Genomic DNA, 16,866 nt, shown 5'->3' on the forward strand with positions numbered 1-16,866 from the left:
TTGGGCATTACAGATAAGCAGCTAAAAGCGATTGCTAAGCAAAAAGAATATAGCGGCCCAGCAGACTAAATGATGGAGAAGGGCTAATCGCAAAGATTTCCCCGAAAGCAAACATCACCTTTCAATACCGCTGCAGGTTTAATGGTAAAAACAAACGTATTCGTATCGACAAGTATCCGATAACCCCCCTTAAGAATGCAAGGCAAATCCATAAAAGGATGCTAGAGCTTAAAGAAGAAGGCAGAAACCTGGAGATAGCCCTCACTGGTGAAACTGACTTCGTTACCCTAAAAGACTGCCTCGATGACTGGTTTGAGAATAAAGTCTCAAACCAAAAAGAAGGGGCACAAGTCCTTTACCGTTCTGTCACCAACAATTACTTCTACGATGCTTTCCCTGAGGTGGATGTAGAGAAAATTACCGCGCGTTATCACTACCAGAGCTAGCAAAAGTTTGGATCGCAATTGAACGCAGAAAAGTCGGAAACATCTACGAAGAATTTATTACACTTAATAACTATGTTATGGGGTAAGTGATTATCAGAGCTACGCTTAGCAAGGCGAGAGCACTTTGATATGGTCAATGACATTTGGACGGTACCACCAGAGAACTCAGCAAAATGGGTAACACCATATGACGTCCAATCCCCAAACATATCAAGCCGATGCTAGAGCGGTTAATGAACACTTTTGATTATTACTTGTTTCCAGGAGCTTCGTTACACAAGCCGATAACTATATCAGCGGCCAATCACTATATAAGAAGGTTCAGGAGATCATTAAGCATACCTCATTGTAGGACGCATGACTTTCGGCGTAGTATCTTAGCGACATGTTCTGCGCTTGGGGTAATGCTACATGTTACAGAGAAAATGCTAGGGCATTAATTAGTAGGAGTAATGGCAATTTACAAGAAATTCGATTGGCTTACAGATCATAAAGAAGCCTATTAGAAATTCGCGGATGCGTTGTTCGTTCAAGTACAAAAAAGAGTTATAACAAGTTGCTTGCAGTCGTACGAGGACTTTGCTGAGTTTTAGGTCAGCGCTCGACCAAAAGCCTGTGAGTTATAATAACCTCTAGAAATTGTAGGTATCTCTATACGTTACATTTATTAATGTACTTCTAGTTCACAAAATAAGCGGTTGTGTTTTTTTGTCGATTTGATTTGTAAATATTGTGGTTGTTTTAGTTCATTGTGTGCGAGAATTGGTACATTAATGTATAGGTGAGCGACGTGATGAAGTATTTTACAGAGATATCAAACTTGGTTCGGGGAGCCCTTGTTAAAGACGAACAAGTTGTATCAGCGTATACACAGCAGCTAATAGAGAAGTTAACTAGTGATGGGGAAGTTTTAGCTGCAAAAGGGCTAACTGAACAGCTTTCTCAACGAAGAGCAAGCTCCGCCATTGTCGGGCAGAAGTCAGTTAGTTTTGCTCGTCCAGTTCCAGTTGAAAAAGATAATAGATTTGAACTGGCTGATAGAACTCATCCTCAAATTGAAGAATCGATTGTTTTTTTACCTGACAATTTAGGCAAAAAGGTAAATGCGTTCGTTTCGTATCTCGGGAAAAAAGATGAGCTCAACGCGTTAAACATTCCGATTAATCCCACATTACTTCTATTTGGGCCTCCGGGAACAGGTAAAAGCAAGCTTGCAGCAAATATAGCTGCAAGGGTTGGTTTGCCGTTAGTCACTGCGAGAGCTGACGCCCTTATATCCTCATATCTTGGTTCTACATCGAAAAACATTCGTTCGTTAATGGAGTACGCAAAGAGTGAACCTTGTGTTCTCTTTTTAGATGAATTTGACTCTATAGCGAAAGCTCGTGATGACAAAAATGAAATTGGTGAGTTAAAACGCGTTGTAGTCAGCCTGCTGCAAAACATTGATACGTTAAAAGACACCATCGTTATCGCAGCTACAAACCATGCGCATTTGCTTGATCCTGCTATTGGGCGTCGTTTCCATTACAAAATGGAGCTTTTACCCCCACTAGCGCAAGAAAGAAGCAAGATTTTTGAATCTCTCTTACTTAGGTTTACGACTTCTAAAGTAGATCTCGATACCCTCGCTTCAATTTCGGAAGGAATGACAGGGGCGGAAATAGAAATTGCTACATTTGAGTACTTGAGGTCGATGATTGTCGACGGAGTAGATTATTCTTCCTATGACTTAATGAAGTCGATTCTTTCTTCGAAGTATCATTGGCTTGATTTTGAATGCGATACAGATCGCAGTGCAAATATGTTCAAGCTCAAACAATTGAATACTGAACTGTATACGGGAAAACTATTGGGTCTATTATGGAACGTGACACCCAGTTACGTTAGTAGGCTTATAAAGGATCATAAATAATGAGTATCGAAAAGCATCCAATAAAACATGTTCAGTTTTCAATGTCTGATTACTATCAGCCTGCGGTTAACGGTGGAGGGAAACAAACACCTTTAAAAGAGGTTACTAATGACTTTAGAAATGAACTATTGCAATCATTGGATGTAGTTGAAGATTCATTAACTCAATCAATTAGAAGTAACAATATAGGTGTATGTACTGCAGTTGTTGCATTGGAAAGCAATGCAACGGCTAAGAGCCACCGTCCTACTTCACTATTTAATGAACAAACTTGTCCTTTTTTTGGTGATGAAGGCTTTGGTCGATACTTGATTCAAGTTACCAAGGGCGGGTTATCCGAATTAAAGAAAAAAGTGGAAACAGTAAAAACTAAGTCAGGTGTAAAGGCTCTTTCTACGATAAAAGACATCGAAGTTTATCATCCTGATATAGGTAAAGTGGCGGATACTAGGGAGCCTCTAATAGTACGCTTATTCAGATATCAAGATGATTCTTTGAATAAGGCGATAGATGTAAAGTTTGAGGATTTGCTAAGTGCTTACGCTAATTTTTGGGTAAAACATCCATCTCAAAATGTTTGTCTGTACAAAGTTCAAGATTATGATGACGGATTTGTGGCTAAACTTTCTGAGTTTAGTACAGTGCAGAGTGCTGTAAAAGCGCAAAGTATTACAGTTCAACCAATGTCAGAAGACTCGGTGGAAAGTGAACACGTTTTAAATAATGATCCTTTACCTGATACCTCTTATCCCATTGTTGGAGTAGTGGATAGTGGGGTTAGCCAGAACTGCTCACCTCTAAATAGTTGGGTTGTCGACAGACATAACTATGTTCCAGAGCCATATCGAGATAGCTCTCATGGAACGTTTGTTAGTGGACTTATTTCCAATCCTACTTACTTCAACCCAGACGACAGATTCCCCACGTGCCAATCTAAAGTTGTAAGTGTCGAAGTATTGGGAAACGGCGTTGGAGACGTTTTTGATATTGTTCATGCTATGTATGAAGTCGCGAGTAAACGACCAGAAATCAAAGTTTGGAACTTATCTCTAGGAGCATCTGAACCAACTTCGATGCAAGAAATTTCTGCGATGGCACTTATGTTAGACGAGTTTCAAGACAAGTTTGATTGTTTGTGTGTCATAGCGGCAGGGAACTATAACGAGTCGTTGAGGAACTGGCCGCCAGAAAGAGAGCATAACGATGGAGTTTCTAGCCCTGGAGACTCAGTTAGAGCAATTACAGTAGGCTCTCTTGCGCAAGTTGATGGTCACGTTAAAAATGAGGATCCATCCCCATTCTCTCGAAAAGGTCCTGTATCTAACTTTGTTCAAAAGCCTGAACTGATGCACTTCGGTGGAAATGTAATGGTGTTCGCCAATAATAGCATACCGTTAGGCATTAACTCTATTTGCCCAAATGGCTTTAAACGCCACGATATAGGTACTAGCTTCGCTACGCCATTAGTATCGACAATTGCTGCGAACTTGTTTCACAAGTTGGGAAACTCGGCGAGTCCCAACCTTGTAAAGTCATTATTGATTCACGATGCAAATATAAACTTTGGACATAAGGTCACTAAGGAATCTCGGCCGTACATGGGGTGGGGGCTTCCTACAGATGCCGATTCCATTCTTGAAGTTAATGGTTACGAAGCCACAATAGTTTTTGAAGGCCATGCACAAAAGAGCTTTGAAGTTCAAAAGTTGCCATTCCCTATACCTGATTGCTTAAGAACTGACGAAGGCAAGGTAAGAGCGGAGTTTTTTATTACACTCGTTTACCAACCAGAGCTCGACTCTAAGAGCGCGTTTGAATATTGTCAGGTAGATGTAACTCTCGGCTTAGGTGAAATAAAAAAAGGGAAATTTGACTCTAAAATACCTAGACAGCAGGACAGCAGCAATTTTGAGAGTGAGCTGGTAAAAAATGGTGATAAGTGGTCTCCGACTAAGGTTTACCACAAACGATTCACCAAAGGGGTAGATGTTGAAGACTGGAAATTAAGGGTAAAAATTCTGGATAGAGATGGATATGAGGCAGAAGACGTTCAAGTTCCGTTCACTATACTGCTAACAATCAGGGATATAGACAAAGAAAAGCCAGTTTATAATGAAATGAGCCGTCTGATGGACCAGTATAACTGGGAAGTTTCTGATTTGGCTATCGAAGAGCAGGTTAAAGTTCAATAAGGTGTGGGCATTAGCCCACTTTAAACCCACCTTCATGTTCTACCCATTCCATCACCGCTGCACGAATCCAACGTAGTGGTGACTTGCTAATTGGCTCCGGAAAGTTACGGCTTTTTCGCCATGCAATAATAGTGGTGCGTTTCTTGTCGAAGAAATCTAATACCTCTTGATGACACATGATCTTATTAGACGACCCTGGGTAGCGAGTTACATCATAAACGGATTGCTCAGGTTGTTTCTCTTACTCAACAATGAAAGCTAGGGCTGAATAGGTGAAGATCATTGGTGATGTGTTCTAGGTCAGTACCAACCACATAGTGGTCATTTGGAATGATGTACCTAACATCTTCCGCAAGCAGGTCAACACAAAGAGCGCGAATATACATTACCTTCACCCTGCGAAGGCCAATAACCTTTGCAGCATCTAAAAGCCACCGAACGGCGCTTTAAAAAAAGTGACCGTCCTTAAGTGGAATGTCCACCTTACCATCACAGCTAGGTCTAATACCGATAGGGCTATCAGGACCGATCTTATCAATTGTGTAGTTAGAGCGAGCTTGAATGGTTTGGTACATGACTTATAGGGCTAAAATAACAACTGTGTTTATATGCAGTATATTTGAGTGTGATGAGAAGTCTAGAAAATCAATGGAGAAATATGGCGAAGTTTAGAAGGACTAGTGTGTCTAACTTTTCTTTATTACTAAAATTTAACGTTAATTATTATCAATGCTTAACTTATTTGTATGCATAATCAAAAAAGAAGAACGTAGGTTGTTGCTCTTGTTGCATTATCATTTTACCAACGGTTGTAATTCACTTGGGTATTAGACCATTGCTGTTTCGACAAGGCAAACCTGTTCGCGGTTTAGGCGGAAGTTAGATAAAAAAATGGCCAACGTAAGTCGGCCATTGAACAATGTGCTTGTGATTTAAGCTTGCTGTGTTTCGAGTTGTTCGTCGCTGAGTTTTTGCCCCATCAAGCGACTCGTAATCGTACCAGCGGTCATTGCACCGGATACATTAAGTGCGGTGCGCGCCATATCGATCAGTGGCTCGATAGAAATAAGCAGCGCGGCAATGGTGACGGGTAAGCCCATCGCAGGCAGTACGATCAGCGCGGCAAACGTCGCGCCACCACCAACCCCCGCAATACCAAATGAGCTGATAACAATGATGGCAATCAAAGAAACAATAAAGTTGATATCCATAGGATCAATGCCAACTGATGGTGCAACCATTACGGCCAACATCGCCGGATAGATACCCGCACAACCATTTTGACCTATGGTGGCACCAAATGAGGCCGACAAATTAGCAATCGCCGGTGGTACTCGCAGCTGATTGATTTGTGCCTCGACATTCAATGGAATAGTCGCTGCTGAACTGCGAGAGGTGAACGCAAACGTCAGCACGGGCCAAATCTTCTGGAAATACTCTTTTGGGCTTACACCAACGAAAGAGACTAAAATACCGTGCACAACAAACATAAGCGCAATAGCAACGTAAGACGCAATGATAAAGCCGAGAAGATTGAGAATATCAGCAGCACTTGAGGTCGCGACCACTTTCGCCATCAGTGCGGCAATACCATAAGGCGTCAGTGCCATGATCATCTTAACTAAGCGCATAACGATAGATTGCGCCGCGTCAACGAAGGTGCGGATAGGTGACTCTAGCTCTTGCTTCTCGGCCATCACTTTGCGCGCCGCAATGCCAGTTAGCACACCAAAGATAACGACCGCAATAATCGATGTTGAGCGAGCGCCTGTGAGATCGGCAAATGGATTAGTAGGAATAAAGCTGACTAACATCTGTGGAATACTAAGATCGCTGACTTTGTCAGCGCGGCTCTCAAGTGCAGCCATGCGTGCTGTCTCACGTGCGCCTTCAGTTAAACCTTCTGCGCTGAGACCAAAGGCTTGAGTAATGACAATACCAATCAGAGCTGAAATGGCTGTTGTTGCCAATAATACTGAAATGGTCAGTCCAGAGATCTTACCCAGTGCACCACCTTTTTCGAGTTTAACCACAGCCGCAATCATTGAGACCAGCACTAAAGGCATGATCACCATTTTTAATAAGCCGACATAGCCACGGCCAACCACATTCACCCAGTCTAAGGTTTGGCTAATCGCTGGATGACCTTCGCCCAACACCAGCTGAAGCGCCAAGCCAAATGAGCTGCCGAAAACTAAACCGAGTAAAACGAGACGTGATAAAGAGTTCTCTTTATTCTGCTGTGTGTAAAGAAACACCAGAATGCCAAGAAATATCGCAAGTGAAGCGATAACTGCCACTGACATATGAGCCAACCTTATTTATATAGTGTTAAATATTAGTTAATTGTATTTATTCGAAATTAGATTCGGCTGGCAGGGTAAAGGTTTGACGTAACTAAACAAAATGATAAATGGCTATTAAATATAGCCATCAGTTATGCATGCGGTGTCTTGCTGAATACGTGAACAAGAGTCGGCTAACTCTTGAGCTATCGGTATCGATTGAGCTCATTTCTCATCTTGACACTGTCGAGTATTTCAAGTTTTTTGTTTGAATGGGCAAACAGACCATACTGCATCGCTTGAGCAACGTCAGAAGCGTCTATAGGTTGGAAGTTCGCTAAGCGGCCAAACATTATCGGTTTCAACATCCTCGCAATGGCCTGTACGATCATTTCATCTTTGCGCGGCTGCTCTCTTAGCCCTTTGAGAGGACCGGGCTGAACAAACACCACACGATCGAACCCCATACGTTCAATGGTGAGTTCCATACGGCCTTTACATCTCAAGTAATGCGACAATGAACGTATCGACGCACCATAGCTTGAGACGACGGCAAGTTTAGTCACCCCCAGCAGTTTCATCTCTTGGGCGACATCGCAAACCAATTGGTAATCGACGCTTTCTAAGGCCTGTTTTGAGCCGGCTTGCTTGAGCGTCGTGCCAAGACAAATAAAACCATATTCAGGGCGAGGATCTTCATCTTGCCATTGTTGGACGCGCAGCTGTGGATGCTCGATGACGTTCAATTTGGAGTGGAAGAAGGGTAAAGGACGGCGGCTTAAGGCATAAATTCGAGCAATAGGCTGCTGTTCGAGCATCTGTTTTATTAGCTCGTTGCCTATCAAACCCGTGCAACCCGCGGTAATCACGCAGATGTCTTTTGATGAGTTCAATGGTCTGTCCTTTATTAGCGCAAGCCTGATTGAAGCTTAGCCATGTCACTGCAATCTCAGTGATATGACAACTATGCGATTGTTGTATGGCTAGTGAGCATAGCAGAGGCAATCAAAGCGGAACTTGAGAAAGCTCAAACTAACGGTGGTAAGTCGGCGGGTAGATACGCTAGACCTCGCGCGTCGGCGAGGTCTGATCCTTCACTAGGTTAACGAGAGTGGAACTTTATTGTTCTTTCTCTGTTGTGGTTTGGTCTGTTTTTGTTGTTTCGACTTTTGATTGGCAAACATACAACCTCCTTGCACTATCAAATGGGAGAACACGATGTCACGACAAAAAAGAATGCACAGTTTGTGCCGTTGTAAAACTTCTCCCTAGTAGTAAGCATACGTCTAATTTGATAAAACGGTCACTTTTCCTGTCAGTTTAATCTTTAATTAGCTCAATAATTGTCGCCAGTGAATCGGGATAAGGGATGCTAAGCCGCTGATTTCACGATACACTCGAGTAAAGGATTCGAGATAAAGGATGAGTCATGAATATTGAGCTGAGCACACTTGCACCGACCCAGATCTATCATCTGATGACGCAGACGATGATTCCACGCCCAATCGCCTGGGTACTCACTGACTCAGAACACGGCAATTATAATCTTGCGCCATTTTCCTATTTCACACCCGTTGCAAGTAACCCGCCATTGTTGATGTTTTCTGTCGGTAAAAAACCGTCAGGTGATGTCAAAGACACCACGCGCAATGTGTTGGAAACTGGGCGTTTAGTGGTGCACATTGCCTCGCAACAGATGGCGGATGCTGTCACTCAAACCGCGGCGACGCTTGAGCACGGCGAGTCTGAAGTAGAAGCGTCTGGCCTTGAGTTAGTCGATTTCGATGGTTTTGAATTGCCACGAGTTAAAGGCTGTCCAATTGCGTTCGCCTGTAAACTTCATGAAGTAAAGGAAATCGGTGCAACGCCGCAGAGCCTGATTTTTGCTGAGATTGAAAAGATTTATATCGATCCACAAGTGGTTGGCGAACGCAGTGACCGCTTGGTCGTCGATGCGTTAAGCGTAGACCCTCTCTCTCGTCTCGGTGGTAGTCAATATGCCACTCTTGATAAAGTTTTCTCAGTCGCAAGGCCGAAATAAATTATGTTAGATCAACGTTATTCAGATGCCATTTGGCATCGTATTCATCAAAAAACCAAACCACAAGGTGCGCTCGGTCAGCTTGAATCGCTAGCACATCAATTAGCCTTGATTGCTAGTAATCGTCATGGTGACGTTGTCACTAATATCTCAATTCATCAACCGACAGCTATTGTGTTTGCCGCTGATCATGGTATTGCCGATCAAGGCGTTAGTATTGCGCCAAGTGCGGTAACTCAGCAGATGGTATTAAACTTTTTAGCAGGTGGTGCGGCGATTAATTGCTTTTGCTCTGTTAATGACGTCGCGCTTAAAGTCGTCGACTGCGGCATTCTTGTACCGATTGAATCGGACCATGAACACTTTTTGGTCCAGCGACTTGGTGAGAGAACCGCCAACTTTGCCGAGCAACCTGCGATGTCTCTGCTTCAGGTTGAGCGCGGTATTGAACTGGGCAAACAATTAGTGACTGACATTATTGCGTCGGGTTCAAACATTGTGATGTTTGGTGAAATGGGCATCGGTAATACCAGCAGTGCCGCGGCATTGCTAGCGGCACTTTCTGGGCGAGATGCCAGCGCCTGTGTGGGCAGAGGCACCGGAATTAGTGATAAGCAGCTAGAGAAAAAAATCGCGCTGGTGGCACAAGGCGTCGCTCGTTGCCAAGGTAAAAAAGTCAGCGAGATCCTCGCTGAAGTTGGCGGCTACGAAATTGTGCAAATGGTCGGTGGCTTTCTTGCCGCAGGAGAAAACAAAGTACCGGTATTGGTTGATGGCTTCATTGTTAGCGCCGCCGCTTACGTGGCAACGCTTATCGAACCTAGTTGCCGTGAGGTGATGATTTTTGCGCATCAGTCTCATGAAATCGGCCATCAATATTTATTGGCTGAATTGCACGCTGAGCCTTTGCTTGACCTGTCACTACGCTTGGGTGAAGGGACGGGCGCGGTGTTGGCGTTGCCTTTAGTGCGTGCAGCGGCTGAATTTTACAGCAATATGGCTAGTTTTGAACAAGCTGGCGTTGTGGTTGACTAATGGCAGCGTTGAAATACCAAATCCAGCTGTTTATGTTGGCGTTAAGCTTTTTCTCACGCCTGCCAATACCCGCTTCAACACCGTATAGTCGCGAGCGAATGAATCAAGCTGGGCGTTATTTTGCCCTAGTCGGCGCTCTGCTAGGTAGCTTGTGCGTGGCATTTTTTACCGCGGCGCAATGGTTATTTTCTGATACGATTGCGCTGTTTTTGATGATGGTGTTTAGCCTATTATTGACGGGGGCTTTTCATGAAGATGGCCTAACCGACATGGCCGATGGCATTGGTGGTGGTATGAGCGTAGAAAAGCGCTTATCCATCATGAAAGACAGCCGGATAGGGACGTATGGCGCAAGCGCATTGATCATGGCGCTGTTAGGTAAGTTCCTGTTTCTAAGTGAACTGGTTCGCCTTGATGACTTTGCGTTGATCGTGATTTGCGGTTATACGCTAAGCCGCGCGATTGCAGCTTCGCTTATTTTTGATATGCCTTATGTTAGTGATACCGATGCCAGTAAAAGTAAGCCTTTAGCTGAGCGCCAATCTCGCCGTGAAGTCATATTCTTGCTATTGACTGGAATAGCGCCGTGTCTGTTTTTACCTCTTGAGCATATTGTAGCGTTGGTTTTAGTGATGGCGGCCTTTCGATGGCTATTTAAAGCGTGGTTGATTAAACGTATCGGCGGTTTTACCGGTGATTGTTTAGGCGCTGCGCAGCAAGTTACGGAACTTTTGATCTACCTAACTCTGATTGCATTTCAGATGAGGACGCTATGACTATCGAGCTAATTTTAGGTGGTGCTCGCTCGGGTAAATCGAGCCTTGCGGAATCTAAGGTGATAGCACTGAGCCAAAATCGTACTAAACATTATGTCGCGACCGCCATCGCTTTTGATCAAGAGATGCAACAGCGAATTGAACAGCATCAACAATCTCGTGGGCAAGGTTGGATTGAACATGAATGCCCGGTGGATCTGGCCACGCTTGTTGCTCAATTTCAATCCGACCAAGTCGTTCTAGTTGATTGTCTTACATTATGGCTCAACAACGTCATTTACAATCAAGGCCAAACATTAAGCGCACCCGATATAGAACGTAATGTTGCCGGTTTGGTTGAAGCGTTGAGTGCGACTCGCGCAGATATTGTTTTGGTCTCGAATGAAGTTGGGCTAGGCGTTGTGCCACTCGGTGAAATATCAAGACTGTTCGTTGATCACGCCGGGTGGATGAATCAAGCCATTGCTAACATTGCCGACAAAGTGACCTTGGTCGCCGCCGGGCTGCCATTGGTTTTAAAACAGTGAGTGCGATTGATGAAACAAGTAACAACCATTAACGTCTATCTGTTGCGTCATGGTAAAACGGCTGGATTACCTGCGTTGTATGGTCATACCGATATTGGCGTTGATGATGAGATTCAAGCGGCGATTTGTCAAAACCTGTTGGCACAAGCTCGTTCTTTTAGTGCGCTACAAACATCGCCTTTAAAACGCTGCCAAGATTTGGCTAAACGGCTTGTTAGCAATCAAACTGGGCTAAGTTATCAGATTAATTCACAGTGGCGCGAAATCTCATTTGGCGATCTTGATGGTGTGCCATTTGAGCAGGCAGAGCATGCTTGGCCATTACTAGAGGCGTTTTGGCAAGATCCTGCCAATAACCCTTTACCGGGAGCGGAAAGCTTGCAAGAGTTTCACCATAGAGTGAGCTTGCAATGGCAGGAGTTTTGCGAAGCTGCGCAACAAGACACGCTGATTATTTGTCATGGTGGCACGATCAGAATGATAATAGCGAACGTATTACAGTTAGATTGGCGTAATCCTACGCTCTATTCTGCGCTATCAATTGGCCACCAGACACTGACACATATTCAAATTACTCGGGCCGAACAGCTACACACACGCGTATGCTCTATCGGCGCACCGTTGACGGGACAGTAAAGGAAGTATCATGACCGCACCAAGTTGGAACTTATCGATCGCGTATCTAGATCTCAACGATCCAAGAATCGAGCAAGATATCGATCTTATCAAACAATGTATTCAAGCTTTAGGCGTACATGTTGACAATCGTGATACACCATCAGTGACCCAGAATGCGATACAAACCAGCGAAGCGGCAGGGCAGTTGTTGGCCACTATCAATACCTTTGCACAATGTTATGCCTCGGTTGATGCCATCAACAGCCAGGCCAAAGGGCTGATTGGGCGTGTTGCTAAACTCCATTCTGAGCTGTCACAGGCGTTTGCACCCTATGAGAATACCTTAACAGTTGCCCCAGAGAGCTTCATTGCAGATGTTTTAGATCACCCCAGCGCTGATGTTGCGGGTCAGGCGTTTCAAATTGAATGTACAAGAAAACAGGCAACAACAAAGTTATCGGTAGCTGAAGAACAACTTCTGACCGCGATGCAGGTCGACGGGCGTGATGCGTGGGGGCGTCTGTACGACAACATCACAGGTTCAATGCAAGTCGTGCTTAATGAGGGCGAGCAGGAAACCAAGATCGGTTTGTCGCAAGCTGCAAGCCTTCTTTATGGCAGTGATTTTTCAAAACAAGAGCTAGCTTGGCGAGGCATTCAACAGGCGATGCAAACTCATCAAGAGTCCTTTGCCGCGATTTTAAATGCGCTAGCGGGTTGGCGTTTAACTGAGTGCCAAAAGCGCTCAAAGCTAAACGATGTCCATTTTCTTGATCCGAGTTTGCATCAAAGCCGTATTGAGAGTGCCACTCTCGAAACCATGATATTGGTGGCTAAATCTAATCGTGTCATTGGTCAAAAAGCTGGCCATCTCATGGCGCGAGTGTATGGTCTAGATAAAATGCGTCCATGGAACTATTTGGCAGGTATGCCGAGCTTAACCGAAGCCGAACCCAAGCTTTATGATTTTGACGAAGCGATTGAGATCATTCGCGCGGCATTTGCTCAAGTCCATCCTGAAATGGCCGACTTTGTCGACTTGATGGTTGAAAACGGTTGGATAGATGCTCAACCAAGTGAGCATCGACGCCTGGGAGCTTATTGCACTAAATTCGCTGCGACAAGAACCCCCTTAGTATTCATGACTTGGGGTGGAAGCCGTTCTGATTTACTGACTCTGGCACACGAGTTAGGGCACGCTTTCCATAACTGGATCATGCGCGATATGCCGCTGTGTCAAACCCGTTATCCGATGACTTTGGCGGAAACGGCGTCCATTTTTGCTGAAAACGTTGTGCGTGATTATCTGCTTGAGCAAGTTGAAAGCCGCACGGAAAAGCTTGAAATGCTGTGGGAAGAGCTATCAAGCTGCTACGCGTTGATGATCAATATTCCGGTTCGCTTTGAGTTTGAGCAGCGTTTCTATCACCTGCGCCGTGACGGAGAACTCACTCCTGCCGAGCTGTGTCAATTGATGAGTGAAACTTGGCAAGAGTGGTATGGCGACTCGATGACAGAGCCTGATCCCTATTTTTGGGCAAGCAAACTGCATTTTTCTATCTCTGAAGTGAGTTTTTACAACTACCCGTACCTATTTGGTTATCTGTTTAGCATTGGTGTCTATGCACAGCGAGAGAGTAAGGGTGAGCAGTTTTACCCAGATTATGTCAGCTTGCTAAGAGATACCGGTACAATGATGGCGGAAGATGTCGTGCAAAAGCATCTTGGTATGGATTTAACCTTACCGGATTTCTGGCAGCAGAGCATTCAACACGTGAAAGCGAAAATTGATCAGTTCGAATTGTTGCTAGATCAAGAATAACTAACATTAAATCATGGTATTATCAGTTGGCCGAGCAAAAGCTCGGCTTATTTGCGCAGTGAGAGACTTCGAAGTCATCGTCATTTTTTGACAACGTGATAAATTACAATGAAGCACACGGTTCGTGTCGATAAGTGCGATCCCATCTACATAATTTGTCTGAACAATTCATTAACATACCCGCTGTGCAATAAAGGAGTAGCGCATGACGAAAACCCTGTTTCGCCAATCTTTTCTTTTTGACAGCTTAGACCTACAACAAGCAGTGCCGACAGGCCAAATTGTGGTTGCAGGTGGTTCTGTCTTTAAATCACATCAACGTGGCGTGCTTGAGGTTATTCCAAAGCAACTATCACCAGATAGCAAGCACATCATTATTTCGTGTGGTATTCATGGCGATGAAACCGCACCGATGGAAATTGTCGATAAGATCATTCACGACATTCAGTCAGGCTTTCAACCGTTAAAGCATCGACTGCTATTTATTAATGCTCACCCAGAAGCAACTAATGCGCACACGCGATTTATCGAAACCAATCTGAATCGTTTGTTTGACGACAAAGCGTACCCACCTTCGAAAGAGCTTAACATTGCTAACAACCTTAAACAGGTGGTTAGGGATTTCTATCAAGGAACACCGGTAGAGCAGCGCTGGCATCTTGATTTGCATTGCGCGATTCGCTTATCTAAGCACTATTCGTTTGTGGTTAGTCCTAGGGTCAGACATCCTGTTCGCAGCCAAGCGTTGATGGAATTCGTCGCGAGCGCCCATCTTGAAGCGGTGATGTTCTCTAATGCCCCTTCGAGTACGTTTAGCTGGTTTAGCGCAGAAAATTTCGCCGCCCAAGCGTTGACTATCGAACTGGGTCGGGTCGCAAAGATCGGCGAGAATGAGCTTGAAAAATTGGTTGCCTTTGATTTGGCTTTACGTGACTTAATTGCTGAAAGTAAACCAGAACACTTGCCACGCCAGCCGACCATGTATCGAGTCAGTCGTACTATTGTGCGTATTCATGACGATTTCGACTTCTTATTTGACGATAACGTCGAGAATTTTACCGCGTTCAAGCACGGTGAAGTGTTCGGTCATGATGGTGATAAACCGTTGATGGCCAAGAATGAAGGCGAGGCGATTGTCTTTCCGAATCGTCGAGTCGAGATAGGTCAGCGAGCCGCATTAATGGTTTGCCCAGTCAAGACTCGTTACGAAGAGGGTCAAGTCGTTTACGACTGATGACGTTATTGTTGTCGAATCACTTTCTATTTTAGTGGCTTAACGGTATCGTTAAGCCACTATTCGTTTACCCTAAGCCCGACCATTTTCAATGGAATTTACTCAGTTACTTAACCGTCGCCGTCGTCGTTGGACCCGTGTCGCATTGCTATTTAGTCTATTGCTGCTACTAACAAGCACGGTCTACCTCATGGTGGGTGAATTGTTCATTCATCCTTTTCAGCCGTTAACCACACTGCAAGAACAACTTGTACTGCAATTACGACTTCCTCGTTTGCTTGCGGCGATTGCGGTTGGCGCTTCGCTTGCGGTCTCTGGCGCGGTGCTGCAAGTACTACTGGGGAACGTATTAGCCGAGCCGGGCGTGATCGGTATTTCCGGCGGCGCTAGTGTGATGATGGTGATCGTGCTGTTCTTTTTCCCCCTGTTGGCCACGCCGCTAGGTTTTATGCTCGCCGCAGTCATAGGATCTTTGATCTTTACTCTTTTGTTGGTCTCTATCGCGCAAAACATGCGCTTAACAACGACAAAGCTGTTATTGGTTGGAGTGGCACTCGGTATTTTGTCTGGAGCGGTTGTCACCTGGGCATTTTACTTTAGTGATGATTTAAGCTTACGCCAATTGATGTATTGGTTGATGGGCAGCATCGGCTCCGCCAGTTGGTATCACCATTTATTGACGTTAGTTCTGTTGCCTGTGTTGGTTTGGATCTGTTGCCGCGGTGCGCTGCTCGACCGGTTAATGATGGGTGAAGTGCATGCCAAGCAATTAGGTATCGACATTGATAAAGTGCGTTGGAAACTCATTTTAGCGGTTTCTGTGCTAGTGGGTGGTGCGGTGGCGCTTGGTGGTGTGATTGGTTTTGTTGGATTAGTGGTGCCCCATCTTTTACGACTCGCGTTTGGCAGTGAGAATCGTTATTTACTGCCGATGTCGGCTTTGGCTGGCGCAAGCTTAGTGGTGTTTGCTGATTTAGTGGCGCGTACGGCGTTAAATTCCGCTGAGTTGCCGCTAGGTGTCGTGACCACGTCGATTGGTGCGCCAATCTTCATTTGGATGTTGGTGAGTAATCATGATTGACGTTAATAGTTTGTGTGTTGGCTCGCGACTGCTACCCCTCTCGTTCAAGGTTAAACGGGGCGAAGTTGTGCACGTTATCGGCCCTAACGGCAGTGGGAAAAGTACCTTGTTGTCAGCACTTGCAGGTTTGCTCGATTTTGACGGGCAAGTGCGTCTCGGTGATGTGGATGTTGCTTCTAGCTCTATCGAGTCGCTGGCCCATTCGCGCGCGTTCTTAAGTCAAAATGATCGACCAGCGTTCAATCTAGATGTGGTTCACTACCTTTCATTGTCGCTGCCTTCATGGCTTGATGTTCACCCACAACAGCTTGAGTCAGTGGTGAATGAATTAGCACAGTTATTAGACATCGATGACAAATTACATCGCTCTATTCACCACCTTTCAGGAGGAGAGTGGCAACGCGTTCGCCTCTGTGCCATCTGTTTGCAGGTATGGCCGACATTAAACCCCGATGCTAACGTGTTGATTCTAGATGAACCCGCAGCGCCGCTTGATATTGGCCAAGAGAGCTTACTGTATAAATTGATTCAACGTGTGGCCAAGATGGGGATCACCGTCATCATGTCGAATCATGATCTGAACCGAACACTGAAACATGCTGATCAGGCGCTGCTGCTTGATAAAGGTGTCTTACAGCAGTTTGGCGATGTCGATCACGTGCTCGATCCCGTGCAGCTTTCTGACGTATTCAATACTCAAGTCACCAAAGCGAGCTTTGATGGTGTTGAAGTACTGTTGTTTGATTAGATCTTGCTGCTAAGCCGTTACTTAGCGTCTCTGTAAGGATTACATGATAGGGATTATATTGGTGCGCGCTGCACTTTTATCGATCACGTATAGCGGCAGGTAGTGAAGGGAAAAAGACAAAGTTACTTTAAAATCAACGATTTAAA

16 protein-coding genes and 1 pseudogene are annotated in these 16,866 nt (G+C 44.9%); 13 read left to right on the forward strand and 4 right to left on the reverse strand.

The window, feature by feature from the left end; translation table 11 throughout:
• Positions 1–113: 113 nt before the first annotated feature.
• The 4 genes and pseudogenes from ViNHUV68_RS06070 to ViNHUV68_RS06085 form a co-directional block, all read left to right on the forward strand.
• A pseudogene (locus tag ViNHUV68_RS06070) lies at positions 114–191 on the forward strand (hypothetical protein); the annotation flags it as partial.
• A gap of 27 nt (positions 192–218) precedes the next feature.
• Positions 219–446, forward strand: a complete 228-nt coding sequence (locus ViNHUV68_RS06075) for a hypothetical protein (RefSeq protein WP_391089914.1) — start codon at positions 219–221, stop codon at positions 444–446.
• 793 nt (positions 447–1,239) lie between these two features.
• A complete protein-coding gene (locus tag ViNHUV68_RS06080) occupies positions 1,240–2,361 on the forward strand; it encodes an AAA family ATPase (protein WP_391090278.1) in 1,122 nt (373 codons plus the stop codon).
• The gene (locus ViNHUV68_RS06085) at positions 2,361–4,553 is read left to right on the forward strand and encodes a S8 family serine peptidase (protein ID WP_391089916.1); all 2,193 of its coding nucleotides are present in this window, start codon (positions 2,361–2,363) and stop codon (positions 4,551–4,553) included. The genes ViNHUV68_RS06080 and ViNHUV68_RS06085 overlap by 1 nt, the downstream gene beginning before the upstream one ends.
• Positions 4,554–4,563: 10 nt before the next feature.
• Here ViNHUV68_RS06085 and ViNHUV68_RS06090 read toward each other — a convergent pair whose 3' ends face one another.
• The 4 genes from ViNHUV68_RS06090 to ViNHUV68_RS06105 all read right to left on the reverse strand — a co-directional run bounded on the left by ViNHUV68_RS06090 (position 4,564) and on the right by ViNHUV68_RS06105 (position 7,731).
• Positions 4,564–4,731 (reverse strand): helix-turn-helix transcriptional regulator, encoded by a 168-nt coding sequence (locus ViNHUV68_RS06090; protein ID WP_391089918.1) that lies wholly within the window; start codon positions 4,729–4,731, stop codon positions 4,564–4,566.
• Between the two features lie 67 nt (positions 4,732–4,798).
• Positions 4,799–4,939, reverse strand: a complete 141-nt coding sequence (locus tag ViNHUV68_RS06095; protein WP_391089920.1) for a hypothetical protein — start codon at positions 4,937–4,939, stop codon at positions 4,799–4,801.
• A 546-nt stretch (positions 4,940–5,485) separates the two neighbouring features.
• A complete protein-coding gene (locus ViNHUV68_RS06100; RefSeq protein WP_391089922.1) occupies positions 5,486–6,859 on the reverse strand; it encodes a cation:dicarboxylate symporter family transporter in 1,374 nt (457 codons plus the stop codon).
• A 185-nt stretch (positions 6,860–7,044) separates the two neighbouring features.
• Positions 7,045–7,731: an oxidoreductase gene (locus tag ViNHUV68_RS06105; RefSeq protein ID WP_391089923.1), complete on the reverse strand. Its 687-nt coding sequence runs from the start codon at positions 7,729–7,731 to the stop codon at positions 7,045–7,047.
• A 536-nt stretch (positions 7,732–8,267) separates the two neighbouring features.
• Here ViNHUV68_RS06105 and ViNHUV68_RS06110 point away from each other — a divergent pair.
• From ViNHUV68_RS06110 to btuD, 9 genes are all read left to right on the forward strand, one after another.
• Positions 8,268–8,879, forward strand: a complete 612-nt coding sequence (locus ViNHUV68_RS06110; protein WP_391089925.1) for a flavin reductase — start codon at positions 8,268–8,270, stop codon at positions 8,877–8,879.
• A gap of 3 nt (positions 8,880–8,882) precedes the next feature.
• Entirely contained in the window at positions 8,883–9,914 is a 1,032-nt protein-coding gene (gene cobT / locus ViNHUV68_RS06115; protein WP_391089928.1) for a nicotinate-nucleotide--dimethylbenzimidazole phosphoribosyltransferase, read from the forward strand.
• Positions 9,914–10,690: an adenosylcobinamide-GDP ribazoletransferase gene (locus ViNHUV68_RS06120; RefSeq protein ID WP_391089930.1), complete on the forward strand. Its 777-nt coding sequence runs from the start codon at positions 9,914–9,916 to the stop codon at positions 10,688–10,690. The genes cobT and ViNHUV68_RS06120 overlap by 1 nt, the downstream gene beginning before the upstream one ends.
• Positions 10,687–11,217: a bifunctional adenosylcobinamide kinase/adenosylcobinamide-phosphate guanylyltransferase gene (cobU, locus tag ViNHUV68_RS06125; protein ID WP_391089932.1), complete on the forward strand. Its 531-nt coding sequence runs from the start codon at positions 10,687–10,689 to the stop codon at positions 11,215–11,217. The genes ViNHUV68_RS06120 and cobU overlap by 4 nt, the downstream gene beginning before the upstream one ends.
• A gap of 9 nt (positions 11,218–11,226) precedes the next feature.
• The gene (locus ViNHUV68_RS06130) at positions 11,227–11,853 is read left to right on the forward strand and encodes a histidine phosphatase family protein (protein WP_391089934.1); all 627 of its coding nucleotides are present in this window, start codon (positions 11,227–11,229) and stop codon (positions 11,851–11,853) included.
• 10 nt (positions 11,854–11,863) lie between these two features.
• Positions 11,864–13,657, forward strand: coding sequence for a M3 family oligoendopeptidase (locus ViNHUV68_RS06135; protein ID WP_391089936.1), 1,794 nt, complete (start codon positions 11,864–11,866; stop codon positions 13,655–13,657).
• Positions 13,658–13,862: 205 nt separating this feature from the next.
• Positions 13,863–14,891, forward strand: a complete 1,029-nt coding sequence (locus ViNHUV68_RS06140) for a succinylglutamate desuccinylase (protein WP_038174343.1) — start codon at positions 13,863–13,865, stop codon at positions 14,889–14,891.
• Positions 14,892–14,982: 91 nt separating this feature from the next.
• Positions 14,983–15,972: a vitamin B12 ABC transporter permease BtuC gene (btuC, locus tag ViNHUV68_RS06145; RefSeq protein WP_038174342.1), complete on the forward strand. Its 990-nt coding sequence runs from the start codon at positions 14,983–14,985 to the stop codon at positions 15,970–15,972.
• Positions 15,965–16,720: a vitamin B12 ABC transporter ATP-binding protein BtuD gene (gene btuD / locus ViNHUV68_RS06150; protein ID WP_391089940.1), complete on the forward strand. Its 756-nt coding sequence runs from the start codon at positions 15,965–15,967 to the stop codon at positions 16,718–16,720. Before btuC ends, btuD begins: the two co-directional genes overlap by 8 nt.
• The last annotated feature ends 146 nt before the right edge of the window (positions 16,721–16,866 follow it).

Origin of the sequence: Vibrio sp. NH-UV-68 (genome assembly GCF_042940635.1) — a bacterium.
GTDB lineage: Bacteria > Pseudomonadota > Gammaproteobacteria > Enterobacterales > Vibrionaceae > Vibrio > Vibrio pacinii.

Excerpts from the sequence above, each read along its gene's own strand:
- ViNHUV68_RS06075 (WP_391089914.1), top strand. The coding sequence starts at position 219 with ATGCTAGAGCTTAAAGAAGAAGGCAGAAACCTGGAGATAGCCCTCACT.
- ViNHUV68_RS06080 (WP_391090278.1), top strand. The coding sequence starts at position 1,240 with ATGAAGTATTTTACAGAGATATCAAACTTGGTTCGGGGAGCCCTTGTT.
- ViNHUV68_RS06085 (WP_391089916.1), top strand. The coding sequence starts at position 2,361 with ATGAGTATCGAAAAGCATCCAATAAAACATGTTCAGTTTTCAATGTCT.
- ViNHUV68_RS06090 (WP_391089918.1), bottom strand. The coding sequence starts at position 4,731 with ATGTGTCATCAAGAGGTATTAGATTTCTTCGACAAGAAACGCACCACT.
- ViNHUV68_RS06095 (WP_391089920.1), bottom strand. The coding sequence starts at position 4,939 with ATGTATATTCGCGCTCTTTGTGTTGACCTGCTTGCGGAAGATGTTAGG.
- ViNHUV68_RS06100 (WP_391089922.1), bottom strand. The coding sequence starts at position 6,859 with ATGTCAGTGGCAGTTATCGCTTCACTTGCGATATTTCTTGGCATTCTG.
- ViNHUV68_RS06110 (WP_391089925.1), top strand. The coding sequence starts at position 8,268 with ATGAATATTGAGCTGAGCACACTTGCACCGACCCAGATCTATCATCTG.
- cobT (WP_391089928.1), top strand. The coding sequence starts at position 8,883 with ATGTTAGATCAACGTTATTCAGATGCCATTTGGCATCGTATTCATCAA.
- ViNHUV68_RS06120 (WP_391089930.1), top strand. The coding sequence starts at position 9,914 with ATGGCAGCGTTGAAATACCAAATCCAGCTGTTTATGTTGGCGTTAAGC.
- cobU (WP_391089932.1), top strand. The coding sequence starts at position 10,687 with ATGACTATCGAGCTAATTTTAGGTGGTGCTCGCTCGGGTAAATCGAGC.
- ViNHUV68_RS06130 (WP_391089934.1), top strand. The coding sequence starts at position 11,227 with ATGAAACAAGTAACAACCATTAACGTCTATCTGTTGCGTCATGGTAAA.
- ViNHUV68_RS06135 (WP_391089936.1), top strand. The coding sequence starts at position 11,864 with ATGACCGCACCAAGTTGGAACTTATCGATCGCGTATCTAGATCTCAAC.
- ViNHUV68_RS06140 (WP_038174343.1), top strand. The coding sequence starts at position 13,863 with ATGACGAAAACCCTGTTTCGCCAATCTTTTCTTTTTGACAGCTTAGAC.
- btuC (WP_038174342.1), top strand. The coding sequence starts at position 14,983 with ATGGAATTTACTCAGTTACTTAACCGTCGCCGTCGTCGTTGGACCCGT.
- btuD (WP_391089940.1), top strand. The coding sequence starts at position 15,965 with ATGATTGACGTTAATAGTTTGTGTGTTGGCTCGCGACTGCTACCCCTC.